Genomic DNA, 16,958 nt, shown 5'->3' with positions numbered 1-16,958 from the left:
TCTTAGTATCTCCCTTGACGTGTGCTAGTTGAGCGATCAGGTGATGTGTCAACCGGAGCGGCGTCAGAACGTTGAGACTCTAACTGCAAATCATCATACGTTGATGTCGATGCCCTTTTTGATGTCGAACTACCTGAACTTTGTCCAAGTTTATCCATTGGTAGATAAAGTAAATTACCGCTAGATTCCGAATCAATCAGCACTTTAGATGTCGAACTATACACTTCTTCCATTGCATCTAAATACAAACGATCACGAGTAACATCTGGCGCTGTTTTATATTCAGGAAGTAACTTCTCGAACTGTGCAACCTGACCAAGAGCCTCGTTAACCGTACGTTCGGTGTAACCCTGAGCTTCTTTCTTCAAACGTTCTGCTCGACCCGTTGCTTTAGGAAGAATTTCGTTCTTGTAAGCTTCCGCTTCACGAATGAAACGCTCTTCATCTTCTCGAGCAGCGATGGCATCATCAAATGCATCTTTAACTTGCTCTGGAGGACGTGAAGATTGGAAGTTCACATCAACAATTATCAAACCCATATCGTAATTATCGATAATTCGATTTAGCGTTTCTTGCGTACTTTGACGAATCTGTTGACGGCCACTGGTCAAAATAGCGTCCATCAACGAGTCACCAATAACGGCGCGAAGTGCAGAATCTGTCGCTTGACGTAAACTGTCATCAGCACTGGTCACTCTAAATAAATATTTATATGGGTCAGAAACCCTATATTGAACACCCATTTCGACGGTTACAACGTTTTCATCTTTAGTCAGCATGGTACCTGATGCGCGCAGAGCTCTAATTGCTTGCACGTTTACAGGTGTCACTTCATCAACAAAACGAGCGCGCCAATTCAGACCAGGGTCTACGATATGATCATATTTACCTAAGCGTAATACCACTCCTTTCTCTGCTTCGCCTATAGTATAGAAGCCCGAGAATACCCAAATAGCGATAGCTACAACAGCGATGAGGCCGAAACCTATTGCGCCGCCGCCGCCACCACCAATTGAAGGTATGCCACCTTTTTTACCAAACTTTCCACTCAGCTTTTGACTCAGTTTATTAAATACTTCGTCTAAATCTGGTGGGCCTTGATCTCGGCCACCAGACTGCTTACCACGATCGTCTTTATTACCCCAAGGGTCATTATCGCGGCCATTATTGTTGCCATTGTTATTTCCAGGCTCATTCCACGCCATTAGAAAGCTCCATCATGATATGACGTTATACTGTAGCAGCCCTGTGGTAAACGATAAAGTCACCCAGCACTGCCCCTTCTCTTTTTTCAAGTCTAGACCAATCTACCTGTTGCATTCGGATATCGATCAATAAGTTACCATCTGTTTCATATTCTTCGCTCAGAATGCTCTTCATTGCAAAGAATGTACTACGAAGTCGGCCTTGGTGCTGCGGCGGAACTCGCAATCGATATTGAACCATTTGGCTTGCCAAGCGCTCTGTTAGCGCTTCAAATAAGAGATCGATTCCCTTACCTTCCATTGCTGAAACCCAAACCCTTTGAGGGATGCCCTCCTCATCTCGTTCTATACGGGGGTTCTGACCGTCAAGATTATCAATTTTATTCATGACAATTAGAGTTGGCACTTCATCAGCATCAATCTCTTCTAATACTACATCAACCGCGTGGATATTTTCACGAAATCGGTCATCACTAGCATCAACAACATGTAACAAAATGTCAGCTTCTTGCGTTTCTTGCAATGTTGCTTTAAAGGCCGCAACTAGATCATGGGGGAGATGTCGGATAAAACCAACCGTATCCGCTAAAATAGCTGGCCCAACATCCATTAAATCGATTTTACGAAGCGTTGGGTCTAAGGTAGCAAACAATTGATCTGCCGCGTAGACGCCCGCGTTAGTAATTCGATTAAATAATGTCGACTTTCCCGCATTGGTATAGCCTACAAGTGAGATTGTAGGTATTTCTGCTCGATTTCTTGCACGCCTACCTTGTTCACGTTGTTTAGAAACTTTTGCCAAGCGACGTAATATCGCTTTGATTCTGTCACGCAATAAACGCCGATCGGTTTCTAACTGTGTTTCTCCAGGGCCTCTTAAACCTATACCACCTTTTTGTCTCTCTAAGTGAGTCCACCCGCGGATAAGGCGAGTAGAAAGATGGCGAAGCTGTGCGAGCTCCACTTGCATTTTACCTTCATGAGTACGAGCTCGTTGGGCAAAAATATCGAGTATAAGACCAGTACGGTCTATTACTCGACATTGGCACAGAAGTTCAAGATTTCTTTCTTGGCCAGGAGAGAGAGCGTGATTAAAAATCACGATTTCGGCCCCAGTTAATTGGACTGCTTGCGCAATCTCTTCGGCTTTACCCTCACCAACATAGTATTTAGAGTGCGGAGCTTGTCTACTACCAGTAATAACTTGTAGCGTATTCACTCCTGCTGAAGAAGCGAGCAATTCACACTCGCTAAGATCTTCCCACTCACCTTCTTGCGTGAAGTTGATATGAACAAGGATAGCCTGTTCACCGGCTTCATAACGGTCAAACAAGCAATGAATCCCTTACTATTAAGTGTCTATAGTTATTAATCGTCTGATTTCTCTTCTGGACGGTCGCCTTGTGGACGATCTGTATTTGTATGATGAGTCACTGCGCGTGCTGGGACGACAGTAGAAATAGCATGCTTATAAACCATTTGATTTACAGTATTTTTCAAAAGAATCACAAATTGATCAAAAGACTCGATCTGACCTTGAAGTTTGATACCGTTCACTAAATAAATTGAAACAGGCACACGTTCGCGACGTAGCGCGTTTAAGAATGGGTCTTGTAAAGATTGCCCCTTAGCCATTTTTATTTTCCTTATTTGTTTGTTGTAATTATTTAGCTATTGGTGCTGTTTTTGCCTTTGAGCTAAATGAATCCAATAGGCCTTACCATCTTTTACTTATGCCCTTTAAGCTATAGCTCAATAAGATAAGACTTTCACGCAAAAACGATCACATTATACACAGCATTTTTAGTTTGAGGCTATTTCGTTAGAGATAATCTCAAATGCTTCATTTATGTTCTCGCTATCTAACCAAGTTAAATTATCCCAGCTGCGTAACCAGGTAATCTGCCGCTTGGCCAATTGACGAGTAGCACAGACTCCACGAAAAATCGCTTCCTCCAAGCTGCTATTCCCGTCTAAATAATCCCACATCTGTCGATAGCCAACGCATCTAATGGAAGGCAAATTGACATGAAGATCTTTTCGAGCATAGAGTGCTTTCATCTCTTCTTCAAACCCGGCTTCGATCATTTTTTCAAATCTAAGCTCAATACGACGATGTAGTTCCGTTCGTTCCTTAGGAGATATTGCAAACTGCTTAACATTATATGGGAGAGGCTCCCCTTTTATCTGCGTCAGTTCAGTTAAAGTTTTACCTGAAATTCGATAAACTTCCAATGCCCTTGATAGTCTTTGAGGGTCATTTGGGTGGATTCTCTGTGCCGATACGGGATCAAGATCTCGTAATTGCTGATGAAGGGTGTCCCAACCTAACGTTAAGGCCTCCTCTTCGATTTGCTTACGAATATCTTGATCCGCCGCAGGGAGAGGAGAAAGCCCTTCTAATAGAGCCTTATAATAGAGCATAGTTCCCCCTACAAGCAGAGGAATTTTACCTTCAGAAACAATATCACTCATTTGCTGCAAGGCATCTCGTCGGAAATCCGCAGCAGAGTACGCATCTATTGGGTCGAGAATATCGATCAATCGATGTGGGGCGAGTGCTAACTCACGCGCATCCGGTTTAGCCGTACCAATATCCATACCTTTATAGATAAGAGCAGAATCAACGCTAATAATTTCAACTGGAAATTTCTGCCTTAATTTTATCGCCAATTCTGTTTTACCAGATGCGGTTGGCCCCATCAAAAATAGAGCTAAAGGTAATTCATTCTTCATTTTCAAAATATGTTCATCAGTGAGTGCGAGTTATAGATCCGTTTCAAATAGCGAAACTTTGTAATTGTTAACAATTAGCTTTTAACAAACATCGAAATCGTGTCCTTAAAATTAACCGTTTGGACAAAAGTTGAGTCATGTAGAGGTAATATTCCGTTCCATAACTGTTCTAATTCGGACAACAGTTGTATACCTTCAGATAAAGTGTAGCTACTTTTAACCAGAGTAATCTGATCCGCGAGCCAATTCGCAACGTCAGTAGTGGATGAAGCACTCTCCATCAAGGTTAAGAACGATAACAGTTCTGGTATGATCTTTTGTAAGTTTTGTTGTCGTAGAGGTTGAGGGACTGCCATAACCAATATGCTCGAACTGTTTTTCTCTTTAAGTTGTATCGCAAACGAATCTAACAGGTCTTGATACTTTTTATACGCTGTTAAGTCTTGCTTGGTAATCTTTATTGACAACGGAACCAACAATGGCTGCGGAGTCAAAAAATGCTTGTCTGTTTGTAGCTGTCCAAGTATCCGATACCACTCGGCTTTCATAAGCGAGATCAATACTTCACCGATATCTGATTGCGTGAGTAAAAACTGTTGTCCTACAATCGAAAACGCCTTACCTATAGAGCTCACTTGCGTTTCAATTGGCACTGAGATGACTTGTGGCTCAACCAAGGCCCGCTTTATTGGCTCTATATGTGGCGTAGCCAACAAATCATTGTAATTTTTTACCTCTCGCTTTGACGGTTTCGGCTCCGGTTTGTGATTCTCTGACCGCGAACGATCAGTTTTAACACGTGCCGCTTTTAAAGGCTCAGCCCAGTTTGTATTGGAATCCTCTTGAGAGGCGAGACTATCCCTCTCTTTTGTTTTACCTAATTCAACACTAGCTGCATAGTCTGGTCTTCCCGGGTATGCCGGAACATGATTAACCGCTTCCATCACCTGATTCTGAGTGTTATCAACTGGCTCGGTATGATATGCCGACTCTAACGTCTTGGGCTCATCAACACGAAAGCTTTGCGACAGCGAATCTGCTAACGCTTGATAAATAAAATCATGCACCAAACGCCCCTGATGAAAACGAACCTCATGCTTAGCCGGATGGACGTTAACATCGACTTGGTGGGGGTCAATTTCAATAAAAAGCACATAGCTGGCAAACTGTTCTGGGCGCAGACTGCTTGCATAGCTTTGGCGGATAGCATGATTAATCAATTTATCGCGCATCATTCGCCCATTAACGTAGCAGTACTGAAGATCGCTTTGTTGTCTTGCGCCTTCAGGTGAAGTAATCCAACCATGCAAGCGCAAACCATTATGTTCTAGCTCAATGTTCAACATATGACGAACAAAGTTCGAACCACATACTGCTGTAATTCTTTTTTGAGTTTGAACACTATTTTTTGCGGTACGGTATTGGCGTGCTAATTTACCGTTATGTTTTAAATTGATAGTGACATCAAATCGACTTAATGCGATACGTTTAAGAAGCTCGTCAATATGTGTAAATTCAGTTTTATCCGTTCGTAAAAACTTACGACGCGCAGGTGTATTAAAAAATAAGTCTAAAACCTCTACAGTAGAGCCAATAGGATGCGCCGTTGGTTGAAGTTTTACCTCCATGTCACGACCTTCACTATAAGCAGACCATGCTTGCTCTTGAGTTGCCGTACGAGAAGTCAACGTTAATCGTGATACGGCGCTGATACTTGCTAAGGCTTCACCACGAAACCCTAGGCTCATTATCGCTTCGAGGTCATCAAGTGTATGTATTTTTGATGTAGCGTGACGGCTAAGCGCCAGCGCCAATTCATCTTTAACAATACCTTTACCATTATCACGAACACGAATTAACTTACTGCCACCTTTCTCTATATCGATATCGATTCGAGTCGCACCAGAGTCTAAGCTATTTTCTACTAACTCTTTTACGACTGAAGCTGGTCTTTCAACCACTTCTCCTGCCGCGATTTGGTTTGCCAGGCGGGCTGGCAGAATTTTTATCGTCATTTATTTGGTATTAACAATATTTGTCCAACCGCTAAGGTATCTGAGCGTAACTTATTCGTTTTTCTTATGCTGTCGATCGTGACACCATACTTTTTAGCTATCTTACTCAAAAACTCACCCCGCTTCACTTTGTGTTTCCGAACCGGTAGATCTTTTAGCTTCACCGTAATCTTTAATTTTTGTCCAACCCACAGGGTTTCGCGTTTCAGACTATTTTGTTGTTTGATACTCGCAACTGACACTTTGTATTTACTGGCAATCTTGCCCAAATACTCACCAGATTTTACGGTATGAGTGACCTCTTCTGTTTCTATAGGGTTGCTCGCTTTAGCGATGGCTATCGGTTTACTGCTACCCGGTATTATCAGCGCTTGCCCAATTTTTAACCCTGAACTCTTTAGGTTATTCGCTTTCATTATCGCTTGTGTAGAGGAGCCATATTGTTTCGCAATGGCTGAAAGAGAATCACCTCTGACTACTCTGTGCTTTTTAGCGGTTTTGCGTTGTGCAAACAACGTCCCTTCTGGTGGGTTTTGTTCAAAATACTGAACTATCGATTTAGATAGCGCTCTAGCCAACTTGTCTTGATGGCTTCTCTGGAACAATAGTTTCTCTTCAGTTGGATTCGAAATAAAGCCAGTTTCAACTAGGACAGAGGGTATATCCGGTGATTTTAGAACCGCTAAGCTCGCGTGAACAGGTTCTTTTTTGTGCAGACGAGTAACTTTACCCATCTCTTTGAGTATATTCGTTGCAACTTTATAGCCTTCTTTTTGAGAATGACTAAATTGCAGATCGAGCAATGTTTGACTGACATTTTTATCGGTATTGGTTTTTGCCAATACTTCACCTGCCCCACCGAGTAATTCTGACTGTTCTTCATGTTTCTCTACCCATCTCGAAATTTCGGTATTGGCTCTGCGAGTATTGAGCACAAACACAGAACCACCTCTCGGTTTAGCGGATCGAAAACTATCAGCGTGTATAGAAACGAGTAAATGTGCTTTGCTGCTTCTAGCAATATCAGAACGTTTATTAAGATTAACAAAATAGTCTCCCTTTCGAGTCATTACTGCCTTAACTCCAGGAACACTATTGAGTTGCTCTGCTATCTTTCTAGAGATACTCAATGTCGCATGTTTTTCGTATTTTCTAGTGGGGCCTATAGAACCGGGATCTTCACCACCATGTCCAGCATCTATCGCGACAATAATGTCTGCATTTCCAGCCAATTGGGATGCATCTTTACTGACTGCTGTTGCAGAGGCGTTGCTTACTGGTTGATTCGGTTTTGAACTAGATTTTGACGAATGCGGCAAATCAACAACAAGACGATGACCATATTGTCCACCAGGTGTGGGCTTGAGTTTGAATAGATTTGGGGTGACTTTTGCTTTTAATTCAAAGACCAATCGGTATGTGCCTTTAGACGGCGCAGTGCTGCTTCTAATTTTCGCGAGTATCTTACTATCTTTAACTAAGACAGGTAGTTTAGCGGTAAGGTTGGTATTTTTTAAGTCAACCACCACTCTATATGGGCTAGATAGCGTAAAGTAACTGAAATCCACTTCGGATTTCAGATCGACGACGACTCGAGTTTCATCTGGCGAAGGCCAAACACGCACGCTTTCCAGTTCATTAGAAAAGGCATTTGATGTCACCATTAATAATAAACTGGTGATGAACACATAAAAGGCTCTGATTTGCTTACAGATCAAAACAACTCCAAACGATTAAGCAACATATTTCCATAGTCATTATTTGCTATCAAAAGTGCAGTTCTTTGCTCTCCTAGATAGCGTAATTCAATGTCCAAATCTGCTTTGGGCAATAAACCTTCACCTTTTTCAGGCCACTCAACCAAACAGATAGCGTCTGGTGTGAAATAATCTCTAATTCCCATAAACTCCAATTCTTCCGGATCCGCTAATCGATATAGATCAAAGTGATAAACTTGCCAATCCTGTAATTGATAAGGTTCGACCAACGTATAGGTAGGACTTTTCACATGACCTTGATGTCCAAGCGCTTTAACAAAACCACGGCTGAATGTCGTTTTACCCGCACCTAAATCACCATGTAAATAAATAGTGGTCTGTTTTGAACATAGCTGTGCGAGTTCGCTTCCCATTTTGATGGTAGCTTGTTCGTCTATTAAGTTAAATTGTTTTGTATTCATATTACACATTAAGCCACTGGTGATGATGGTAGTATTTTATCCTAATGAACGCCATTTCCAGCCTAGTTAGGAATAGTTTTTCAACTATTTATAAATCAAAAGTCACTATATATAAATCAAAAGTCACTGTATATAAATCAAAATTCAACTATATAAAAATCAAAAGGTTCAGAAAAGTAAATCGTGTTTGATTTGAGAGACAAGACCTGAAAGGAAAAAATGGTAAGCTTTGTTATATTTACTCACCTTTACCTTAACCCACGGAATAGCTCTATCACGCTAATTCAGGTAAAATTACTACTCCTTCATCTATCTAACTATCCTTATGAACTACCTAGCTTTAGCAGAAAAAATTAAACAATGGGGCAAAGAGCTTGGTTTTCAACAAATTGGTATTTGTGATGTTGACCTATCTCAGCATGAAGAGGCAATGCTTAATTGGTTAAAGGCAGGATATCATGGAGAGATGGAATGGATGTCACGCCATGGCACAATGCGTTCTCGCCCAGACGAACTTCTTCCGGGAACAGTCCGAGTAATCAGCGTTCGCATGGACTATCTTCCTCCAGAAGCCCAGTTTGCGAGTAACCTTAATAACCCTACGCAAGGGTACATTAGCCGGTATTCTTTAGGGCGCGATTATCACAAATTGGTAAGAAATAAGTTAAACCAATTAGGTAAGATGATAGAAATTGAAGTTGGCACTATGGGGTATCGCCCCTTTGTCGACTCCGCACCAATATTAGAACGACCTTTAGCCGAAAAAGCAGGCATCGGTTGGACAGGAAAGCACTCCCTCATTATTAATCGCACTGCGGGTTCGTGGTTTTTCCTAGGTGAACTTCTTGTCGATATCCCGCTACCTGTCGATGATGTAGTCGAAAATGAATGTGGTAAGTGTAATGCGTGTATCACTTCTTGTCCGACTCAAGCCATTATTGAGGATGGCGTTGTGGATGCTAGAAAATGTATCTCATATCTTACTATCGAATATGACGGCATTATTCCTACAGAGTATCGAAAGGCCATAGGTAATCGCATCTATGGTTGTGATGATTGTCAGCTTGTCTGCCCATGGAACCGTTTTTCAGATCTAACGCAACAAAAAGATTTTCATCGTCGAACCTATTTTTCGTCGCCCGATTTATTAACGCTGTTCTCTTGGAACGAAAAAGAGTTCCTTAAAAATATGGAAGGTTCCGCGATACGCCGAATTGGGCACACTCAATGGTTGCGTAATATTTCTATTGCCTTAGGCAACGCCCCATACTCCCAAGACATTGTTTGGGCATTGGAAGACAAACTGGGACTCACATCGACACTGGATGAGCATGTGAACTGGGCGATAGCAGAACAGATGAAACACGTACCAAGTGGAAATACGAATAGTGAACACTTATCAACCCTGTCCAATAAAACAAAACGCCTGATTAGAGTAGTACAAAAAGGATTGCCCAGAGATGCGTAGCTTAAGGGACTTGATTGATATCGTTCGCAAAGCTGAGAATGTGGAAAAAACCTTTTGCTTCCCCTCAAAACATTTCAATTAAAAAAGTTAAACACAAATCAAAGAAATGACGAAGATCAATAAACAACAAGTTAATGATCCTTTCTTTTTTTACCTTGATCTCGCCAAACTAACTAATAAACCTTATAAAACATACTCTTGCGGTAAAATAAGAAGATATGCAACTCTGTGTGGCAGATAGAGGATCTTGCGGAGTATTTGCTTTTTTTTAGTCGATCTGACTTTTACTCACTAGGTTATCCACAGAAAAAAATAAGTGGATAAGTCTGTTGATTATTTTTCTTAAATGATAGGAAACGTCCATTCCGCTTGAGTTTAAGCGGTGGAAAAGCTAGCAGTATAAAACTAGTGAGGTACATTTTCATGGGGAGTAATGCTTCACAGCATTAGGAAAAGAGCGTTTGAAATAAACTATTTAATAACAACTTGAAGGTTATGAAAATAACGCTTTCACATTGTTTAAAATTGGTTGCGGGGGCTGGATTTGAACCAACGACCTTCGGGTTATGAGCCCGACGAGCTACCAAACTGCTCCACCCCGCGTCCGTATACTTTTTGCAAAACTAAGCATCACCGTTAAAGTACCGTGAGAACTTGAAAATGGTTGCGGGGGCTGGATTTGAACCAACGACCTTCGGGTTATGAGCCCGACGAGCTACCAAACTGCTCCACCCCGCGTCCGTATACTTCTTACTTATAAAACTAAGCATCACCGTTAAGTACCGTGAGAACTTGAAATTGGTTGCGGGGGCTGGATTTGAACCAACGACCTTCGGGTTATGAGCCCGACGAGCTACCAAACTGCTCCACCCCGCGTCCGTATACTTCTTACTTATAAAAAACTAAGCATCACCGTTAAGTACCGTGAGAACTGTATTATCTATTTTTAACAACAAATAATTTGGAGCGACACATCGGGTTCGAACCGATGACCTCAACCTTGGCAAGGTTGCGCTCTACCAACTGAGCTAGTGTCGCAATGATAACCTGAACATATTCAAATCATCTAAAATTGGTTGCGGGGGCTGGATTTGAACCAACGACCTTCGGGTTATGAGCCCGACGAGCTACCAAACTGCTCCACCCCGCGTCCGTATACTTCTTACTTATAAAAAACTAAGCATCACCGTTAAGTACCGTGAGAACTGTATTATCTATTTTTAACAACAAATAATTTGGAGCGACACATCGGGTTCGAACCGATGACCTCAACCTTGGCAAGGTTGCGCTCTACCAACTGAGCTAGTGTCGCATTGATAACCTGAAAATATTCAAGCCATCTAAAATTGGTTGCGGGGGCTGGATTTGAACCAACGACCTTCGGGTTATGAGCCCGACGAGCTACCAAACTGCTCCACCCCGCGTCCGTATACTTCTTACTTATAAAACTAAGCATCACCGTTAAGTACCGTGAGAACTAATTACCTGAGACTGAAAGATTTTGGAGCGACACATCGGGTTCGAACCGATGACCTCAACCTTGGCAAGGTTGCGCTCTACCAACTGAGCTAGTGTCGCATTCTGTACGTCTTTCATCGTTCAGGGCTGCGAATTATAAGAGCATTTTTTTGTGATGCAAGTCCTTATTACAAAAATAATTCATTTTCTTGCTGTTTGATGAAAAATGAACCAATAAAAACAGAAATGCATCAATAATCACGATAAGCAAATTATATATTCATAAATTGCAACGTAAAAAACAGCTTAACGACGCCATTTTTGCATTAAAAATTGGGGTCGTTAAAACAATATCAATTTGTTAGATAGAGAAAATCGTACTTCTGTAATATTTTAGTTCCGCAATAGATTCTTTAATATCATCTAAAGCTAAATGGCTTCCGGTTTTCTCAAAACCATCCAATACTTCGGGTTTCCAGCGACGAGTCAGCTCTTTCAATGTACTCACATCGACATAACGATAGTGGAAATATTCTTCGAGTAAAGGCATGTGTTTGTATAAAAAACGTCGATCTTGCCCAATACTATTTCCACAAATAGGCGACTTACCTTTCGGTACCCATTTTTCTAAGAAAGTGATGGTTTGCTTTATTGCTTCGCTTTCATCAATGTCGCTCGCTTTTACACGGGTAACTAATCCGCTATTGGTGTGTGTATTTGTGCACCAATCGTCCATTTTCTCTAATTCTTGATCCGATTGATGGATTGCAAGGACAGGGCCTTGAGCAAGAATGTTTAACTCGCTATCAGTAACAATTGTCGCTATTTCAATGATCTTGTGTTGCTCCGGGTCTAAACCCGTCATTTCAAGATCGACCCAAATTAAGTTTTGATCGCTGAATGACATAGATGAATTGCCTATTTTGCCTGTAAAAGAGGTATCATACTCGTCCAACAGATAGTGATAAAGCCTAGAATGAGCTAAAGGTAAACGTGACTAAGAAGAATAAGCTAACCAAAGGTCAGGTTCGACGTGTTCGTTCCAACCAGAGCAAAAGACTAAAGCAAGAAAAAACCATCCAGTGGGATGAAGAGATGCTAGGCACTACGAAAGTAGGCTTGGTCATCACTCGCTTTGGCCAACATGCTGATATTGAAGACCTAGAAACAAAAGAAATTCATCGCTGTAATTTGCGTCGAGGAATTGAAAGCTTAGTTTCTGGTGACAAGGTTATTTGGCGCGCTGGACTTGAATCTATGGCTGGCATTTCAGGTGTCGTAGAAGCGGTCGAGCCAAGAGTGTCTGTTTTAACTCGACCAGATTACTATGATGGCCTAAAGCCAGTCGCCGCCAACGTTGACCAGATGGTTATTGTATCTTCTGTTTTACCTGAATTGTCTCTCAATATTATTGACCGATATTTGATCGCTTCTGAAACACTAAAAATATCGCCTTTAATCGTACTGAACAAGATTGATCTTCTAAACGAAGAACAGATAAAAGAGTATGCAATTCAGCTACAAACCTACGAAAAGATCGGCTATAAAGTGCTCTTTGTCAGTAAAGAAACTGGCTATGGTATCGACGCTTTTGAGGCTGAACTACAAAATAGAATTAACGTTTTCGTCGGCCAATCAGGGGTTGGTAAATCCAGCTTAGTCAACGCACTAATGCCAGAGGTTGATATAGAGGAAGGGGCTGTCTCTACTAACTCTGGATTAGGTCAACACACGACGACAGCTGCACGCTTGTACCATATATCAACAGGTGGTGACCTTATTGATTCACCTGGCATCAGAGAGTTTGGATTATGGCACCTCGAAGCAGATGAAGTTACCCAAGCCTTTGTTGAATTTAAGTCTCGCTTAGGTGAATGCAAATTTAGAGATTGCAAACATCTTGATGATCCCGGCTGCATGCTCAAAAAAGCGGTAGAGGCAGGCGAAATAAGTCGTGAACGATTTAACAGCTATCACCGAATAATTGACAGCATGGGTGAAAACAAAGCCAACCGCCAATACTCTCGAAACAAAAAAGCAGATTAATAAGTATTGTCTATACTCTGCACGTTACGTTTTAGATACAAATACCATGGCACGATGTGACATCGCAGAAATACTGACAATTTCTCATAAATTGAGTAACATCTGCGTCTAAACAATGAGTTTTTAAATTAGATATGACTTTATCAGACAAAATTAAAATTTGGTTTCAATTGTGGGCACCAAAACACGCGATCACTCGAGTAGTAGGTAAATTGGCATCGGCCAAATTAGGTCGTGTTACGACCGCAGTGATCACCATGTTTATTAAACAATACAAAATAAATATGGATGAGGCGCTGCATTCCGATCCCGCTTACTTTAAAACATTCAATGATTTCTTTGTACGTGAACTTAAAACAGACGCACGTCCCTTGAATGATGATGCACAGGTAATAACGCATCCAGCAGATGCTTGTGTCAGTCAGTTCGGTCCTATCGAAAATGGCCAGATAATCCAAGCTAAATCCCATAATTTTTCAGCACTAGAACTCCTAGGTGGAGATACAGCGCTGTATGATGAATTTGAAGACGGTAGCTTTGCGACTCTTTATCTTTCTCCTAGCGATTATCACCGTGTTCATATGCCCTGCGACGGCGTACTGCGCAAAATGATCTATGTACCGGGTGACTTATATTCCGTAAACCCATTAACCGCTGAAAACATCCCAAATTTATTTGCTCGTAATGAACGGGTTGTCTGTATTTTTGACACCAAATTCGGCCCGTTAGCACAGGTATTAGTTGGCGCCACGATTGTTGGTAGCATTGAGCTCATTTGGGCAGGAACGGTCACTCCACCAAGGGGCAACACTGTATATTGCTGGGATTATCCCGCAAATGGTAATACCTCAGTCGCTCTGAAGAAAGGAGATGAAATGGGTCGATTTAAACTTGGCTCTACTGTAATCAACTTATTCAGCAAAGATGCTATCGACTTTGACGCTAGCATGGGCAATGGTATTTCAACGAAGTTGGGTACGGCGTACGCCAACATCAAATAGATGCAAAATCACCTGAATGTCGGGTTACGTGCAATAATGTAACCTGACACCTACTTCATTATTAATACCTACTGTACCCCCGTTACAAAACCTGACTAAAATTCGTCTTATAATTTGACTAAAAACACATCCCTTACAAAAAATCTATTTTCATTTTCAAAACACCAAGCTGATCTTAGTAACAAAAAACCGCTTACTTTATGCTAGGTTGCAGACACTTTTAACTTTCTGCCTTAGGCTACGTCGCGAAATAGAAATATGAGAATGCAAACTTAGCTGCTGGGTCACACTTATGGGGTTGTATGTAAGATGAAGAAAAAATTTGATATTGGGATTTTGATCAAGCTACTCATTTGCTTTGCCATACCTTCGCTTGTTCTCATGCTACCAATAGATTCGATTCCGATAGATAACCTTACCCTTATTCAACATCGGTTACTTGCCATATTTCTTCTAGCCGCTCTACTTTGGGTGTTGGAACCTGTACCTGTATTTGCAACCTCTATATTAATCATTGCCCTAGAACTGATCATGATTTCAAATAAAGGTTTGCATCTATTTCGAACCCCTCCTGAAGGTCATGAACTAGGAGAGTTGATGAAATACACCGATATTTTTAGTGCATTTTCATCACCAATCATCATCCTTTTTATGGGTGGATTCGCACTAGCGATTGCGGCGTCCAAATACGAGCTTGATAACAACCTAGCGCGTGTTTTATTAAAACCATTTGGAACAGAACCTCGCTTCATCATGCTTGGTTTAATGCTTATTACCGCTGTTTTCTCCATGTTTATGTCCAACACAGCAACAACCGTAATGATGCTCGCATTGCTAGGTCCTATTGTTGCGTCAGCGCCTAAAGGGGACTTAGGCATTAAAGCCCTCGTTCTATGTGTACCGATTGCTGCCAATACAGGTGGTATCGCGACACCGATCGGCACCCCACCAAACGCCATAGCGCTTCAGTACCTCACTGGAGAGAACAGTATTGATTTCTTATCCTGGATGATGATGGGCTTACCGTTTGTCGTTATCCAGTTAACACTGGCTTGGTTCTTATTACAGAAGTTTTTTCCTTCATCGCAGAAAACAATGGTTCTCAAATTGGATGGTACGTTTAAAAAAAGTTGGCGAGCTATCGTCGTTTACATCACCTTTGCTGCGACAATATTACTTTGGATGACCACCAAGCTTCACGGCATGAATACGTACGTGGTCTCTATTATTCCGTTGGCCGTATTTACGCTAACAGGCATCATGGGTAAACAAGAACTTAAACAGATTAACTGGGATGTACTGTGGTTAGTAGCAGGGGGTATTGCTATCGGTATTGGCTTAGATAAGACAGGTCTTGCCGTGGCACTTGCTCATGCTATTGACTATAGCGCATTGTCGCCCTTTGCTGTTGTTATCACGCTTTCTCTTGTCTGTTGGCTCATGGCTAACTTTATGTCCAATACCGCAACAGCTAACCTGCTTATGCCTATCGCCGCGGCTATCGGTGCCTCTATGGAGAGCTTATCTGCAATAGGCGGAATACAAGGCCTGCTCGTCGTCGTCGCGTTCTCTGCGTCACTCGGTATGATACTGCCGGTTTCTACCCCACCTAACTCGCTTGCTTATTCCACAGGACTTATTGAAAGTAAGGATATGGCAAAAATGGGGATTATTATGGGGATAGTCGGGTTGCTTATTGTTTATGTCGCCGTACTCATTATGACTTAGAGTCTTTTAGTAGTCGACAGACGAAGCCAGTAGCAAACATCTACTGGCTTCGTCTATTTTATCTGCTGTATTGTAAGGAATGGTTCATACCTATTTGCGTCTATAATCCATTTTGCGCTTAAACACATTCTCCTTAAAACTAAAACTATTACTCACTCGGATCTAGTTGTGGCGTGATTTTTACGGCATAGTTGGTCCATTCAATATAATGCTTAGAAATCACTATGTCATATGAGTGGCTAGCCCTAGCCGCAGCTTTTTTGTGGGCAATCTCCAGTATCATCTCTGTCGTCCCAGCCCGCCACTTGGGTGCGTTTTCTTATAGTCGATGGCGTATGGGTTGTACGGCCATAATTTTAACTATTATGGCTTCCTTTACTGGTGGCTGGTTCACAGTAACATCGGTTCATATTACCCCCATGGTTTTGTCTGGATTGATTGGTATTTTTATCGGAGATACCGCACTATTTGCCTGTATGAATAGAATGGGGCCAAGGCAAGCCGGGCTATTATTCGCCTGTCACGCCGTATTCTCTTCTATTCTCGGCTATTTTCTTTTCAGCGAAACGATGAGTACCATTGAATTTGTAGGGGCAAGTTTAGTTTTCGCTGGCGTTCTTACCGCTATATTCTTTGGTAAGAAAAAACAAGGTCAGCACGACTGGGAAGCGATTAAAGGCAATGTATGGATTGGTGTTTCTCTTGGCTTACTCGCGGCAATTTGTCAGGCTCTTGGTGGTATCATTGCCAAACCCGTTATGCAAACCGCCATTGATCCTGTTGCTGCATCCGCCATCCGAATGATCGCTGCGTTTATAGCGCATGCATTATTTAGGGCGACAGGATCTAAAATAGCGAGGTCAAGTAAACCAATAACGGTAAGGGTATTGGGAGTGACTTTTATCAGCGGCTTCTTAGCGATGGCGATTGGAATGACGCTCATTCTTTATGCGCTAAGAGACGGCAATGTAGGAATGGTCGCCTTACTCTCTTCAACGACCCCGATTATGATTCTACCCATCTTATGGCTCTATCTAAGACAGAGACCAAATCGATTCGCATGGTTAGGTGCCATTTTGGCCGTTGTAGGCACAGGAATACTAGTAAGTTAGCCCTAAGATG

Annotated in this window: 13 protein-coding genes and 8 tRNA genes; 5 read left to right on the top strand and 16 right to left on the bottom strand. The window is 41.9% G+C overall.

All coding sequences use genetic code 11. The features are described from left to right. Positions 1-2 precede the first annotated feature (2 nt). From hflK to tsaE, 7 genes are all read right to left on the bottom strand, one after another. Complete coding sequence (gene hflK, locus IUZ65_RS01370; RefSeq protein WP_195706510.1) at positions 3-1,205, bottom strand: FtsH protease activity modulator HflK; 1,203 nt, start codon at positions 1,203-1,205, stop codon at positions 3-5. A 25-nt stretch (positions 1,206-1,230) separates the two neighbouring features. Then, on the bottom strand, positions 1,231-2,538 hold the full coding sequence (gene hflX, locus IUZ65_RS01365; protein ID WP_195706509.1) for a ribosome rescue GTPase HflX: 1,308 nt from the start codon (positions 2,536-2,538) through the stop codon (positions 1,231-1,233). Positions 2,539-2,573: 35 nt separating this feature from the next. Continuing rightward, entirely contained in the window at positions 2,574-2,840 is a 267-nt protein-coding gene (gene hfq, locus IUZ65_RS01360) for an RNA chaperone Hfq (RefSeq protein ID WP_195706508.1), read from the bottom strand. A 168-nt stretch (positions 2,841-3,008) separates the two neighbouring features. After that, complete coding sequence (miaA, locus tag IUZ65_RS01355) at positions 3,009-3,941, bottom strand: tRNA (adenosine(37)-N6)-dimethylallyltransferase MiaA (RefSeq protein ID WP_195706608.1); 933 nt, start codon at positions 3,939-3,941, stop codon at positions 3,009-3,011. A gap of 74 nt (positions 3,942-4,015) precedes the next feature. Further along, the gene (gene mutL / locus IUZ65_RS01350) at positions 4,016-5,956 is read right to left on the bottom strand and encodes a DNA mismatch repair endonuclease MutL (RefSeq protein ID WP_195706507.1); all 1,941 of its coding nucleotides are present in this window, start codon (positions 5,954-5,956) and stop codon (positions 4,016-4,018) included. Next, positions 5,953-7,620: an N-acetylmuramoyl-L-alanine amidase gene (locus IUZ65_RS01345; RefSeq protein ID WP_195706607.1), complete on the bottom strand. Its 1,668-nt coding sequence runs from the start codon at positions 7,618-7,620 to the stop codon at positions 5,953-5,955. The genes mutL and IUZ65_RS01345 overlap by 4 nt, the downstream gene beginning before the upstream one ends. A 50-nt stretch (positions 7,621-7,670) precedes the next feature. After that, complete coding sequence (gene tsaE, locus IUZ65_RS01340; protein ID WP_195706506.1) at positions 7,671-8,135, bottom strand: tRNA (adenosine(37)-N6)-threonylcarbamoyltransferase complex ATPase subunit type 1 TsaE; 465 nt, start codon at positions 8,133-8,135, stop codon at positions 7,671-7,673. 325 nt (positions 8,136-8,460) lie between these two features. Here tsaE and queG point away from each other — a divergent pair, with 325 nt between their 5' ends. Further along, positions 8,461-9,603 (top strand): tRNA epoxyqueuosine(34) reductase QueG, encoded by a 1,143-nt coding sequence (gene queG, locus IUZ65_RS01335; protein ID WP_195706505.1) that lies wholly within the window; start codon positions 8,461-8,463, stop codon positions 9,601-9,603. Positions 9,604-10,129: 526 nt separating this feature from the next. Here the strand turns inward: queG and IUZ65_RS01330 are convergent. From IUZ65_RS01330 to orn, 9 genes are all read right to left on the bottom strand, one after another. Next, positions 10,130-10,206: transfer RNA gene (locus IUZ65_RS01330), tRNA-Met, on the bottom strand. A 58-nt stretch (positions 10,207-10,264) separates the two neighbouring features. After that, positions 10,265-10,341 (bottom strand) — tRNA-Met (locus tag IUZ65_RS01325). A 61-nt stretch (positions 10,342-10,402) separates the two neighbouring features. After that, positions 10,403-10,479: transfer RNA gene (locus IUZ65_RS01320), tRNA-Met, on the bottom strand. An 86-nt stretch (positions 10,480-10,565) separates the two neighbouring features. Further along, a tRNA-Gly gene (locus IUZ65_RS01315) sits at positions 10,566-10,641 on the bottom strand. A gap of 35 nt (positions 10,642-10,676) precedes the next feature. Next, positions 10,677-10,753, bottom strand: a tRNA-Met gene (locus IUZ65_RS01310). 86 nt (positions 10,754-10,839) lie between these two features. Continuing rightward, positions 10,840-10,915: transfer RNA gene (locus tag IUZ65_RS01305), tRNA-Gly, on the bottom strand. 35 nt (positions 10,916-10,950) lie between these two features. Beyond that, a tRNA-Met gene (locus IUZ65_RS01300) sits at positions 10,951-11,027 on the bottom strand. A gap of 78 nt (positions 11,028-11,105) precedes the next feature. Then, positions 11,106-11,181 (bottom strand) — tRNA-Gly (locus IUZ65_RS01295). Positions 11,182-11,422: 241 nt separating this feature from the next. Then, positions 11,423-11,968 (bottom strand): oligoribonuclease, encoded by a 546-nt coding sequence (gene orn, locus IUZ65_RS01290; protein WP_195704972.1) that lies wholly within the window; start codon positions 11,966-11,968, stop codon positions 11,423-11,425. An 86-nt stretch (positions 11,969-12,054) separates the two neighbouring features. On the opposite strand from orn, the gene rsgA reads away from it, so the two are divergent. The 4 genes from rsgA (at position 12,055) to IUZ65_RS01270 (ending at position 16,948) form a co-directional block, all read left to right on the top strand. Further along, the gene (gene rsgA, locus IUZ65_RS01285) at positions 12,055-13,107 is read left to right on the top strand and encodes a small ribosomal subunit biogenesis GTPase RsgA (RefSeq protein WP_195704971.1); all 1,053 of its coding nucleotides are present in this window, start codon (positions 12,055-12,057) and stop codon (positions 13,105-13,107) included. Between the two features lie 134 nt (positions 13,108-13,241). Continuing rightward, entirely contained in the window at positions 13,242-14,108 is an 867-nt protein-coding gene (asd, locus tag IUZ65_RS01280) for an archaetidylserine decarboxylase (RefSeq protein WP_195704970.1), read from the top strand. A gap of 309 nt (positions 14,109-14,417) precedes the next feature. Continuing rightward, positions 14,418-15,836 carry an SLC13 family permease gene (locus IUZ65_RS01275; protein ID WP_195704969.1) on the top strand — a complete coding sequence of 473 codons (1,419 nt, stop codon included), beginning with the start codon at positions 14,418-14,420 and terminating at the stop codon, positions 15,834-15,836. 224 nt (positions 15,837-16,060) lie between these two features. Then, positions 16,061-16,948, top strand: coding sequence for a DMT family transporter (locus IUZ65_RS01270; RefSeq protein WP_195704968.1), 888 nt, complete (start codon positions 16,061-16,063; stop codon positions 16,946-16,948). The last annotated feature ends 10 nt before the right edge of the window (positions 16,949-16,958 follow it).

The sequence above is a fragment of the Vibrio sp. VB16 genome, assembly GCF_015594925.2.
In the GTDB taxonomy this organism is placed as follows: domain Bacteria; phylum Pseudomonadota; class Gammaproteobacteria; order Enterobacterales; family Vibrionaceae; genus Vibrio.
The sequence above is the reverse complement of the archived record's forward strand: the minus strand, read 5'-3'. Positions and strand labels throughout refer to the sequence as shown.

Coding starts and splice junctions, on each gene's coding strand:
- hfq (WP_195706508.1), bottom strand. CDS start 2,840: ATGGCTAAGGGGCAATCTTTACAAGACCCATTCTTAAACGCGCTACGT.
- IUZ65_RS01270 (WP_195704968.1), top strand. CDS start 16,061: ATGTCATATGAGTGGCTAGCCCTAGCCGCAGCTTTTTTGTGGGCAATC.
- IUZ65_RS01275 (WP_195704969.1), top strand. CDS start 14,418: ATGAAGAAAAAATTTGATATTGGGATTTTGATCAAGCTACTCATTTGC.
- asd (WP_195704970.1), top strand. CDS start 13,242: ATGACTTTATCAGACAAAATTAAAATTTGGTTTCAATTGTGGGCACCA.
- queG (WP_195706505.1), top strand. CDS start 8,461: ATGAACTACCTAGCTTTAGCAGAAAAAATTAAACAATGGGGCAAAGAG.
- IUZ65_RS01345 (WP_195706607.1), bottom strand. CDS start 7,620: ATGGTGACATCAAATGCCTTTTCTAATGAACTGGAAAGCGTGCGTGTT.
- orn (WP_195704972.1), bottom strand. CDS start 11,968: ATGTCATTCAGCGATCAAAACTTAATTTGGGTCGATCTTGAAATGACG.
- tsaE (WP_195706506.1), bottom strand. CDS start 8,135: ATGAATACAAAACAATTTAACTTAATAGACGAACAAGCTACCATCAAA.
- mutL (WP_195706507.1), bottom strand. CDS start 5,956: ATGACGATAAAAATTCTGCCAGCCCGCCTGGCAAACCAAATCGCGGCA.
- miaA (WP_195706608.1), bottom strand. CDS start 3,941: ATGAAGAATGAATTACCTTTAGCTCTATTTTTGATGGGGCCAACCGCA.
- hflK (WP_195706510.1), bottom strand. CDS start 1,205: ATGGCGTGGAATGAGCCTGGAAATAACAATGGCAACAATAATGGCCGC.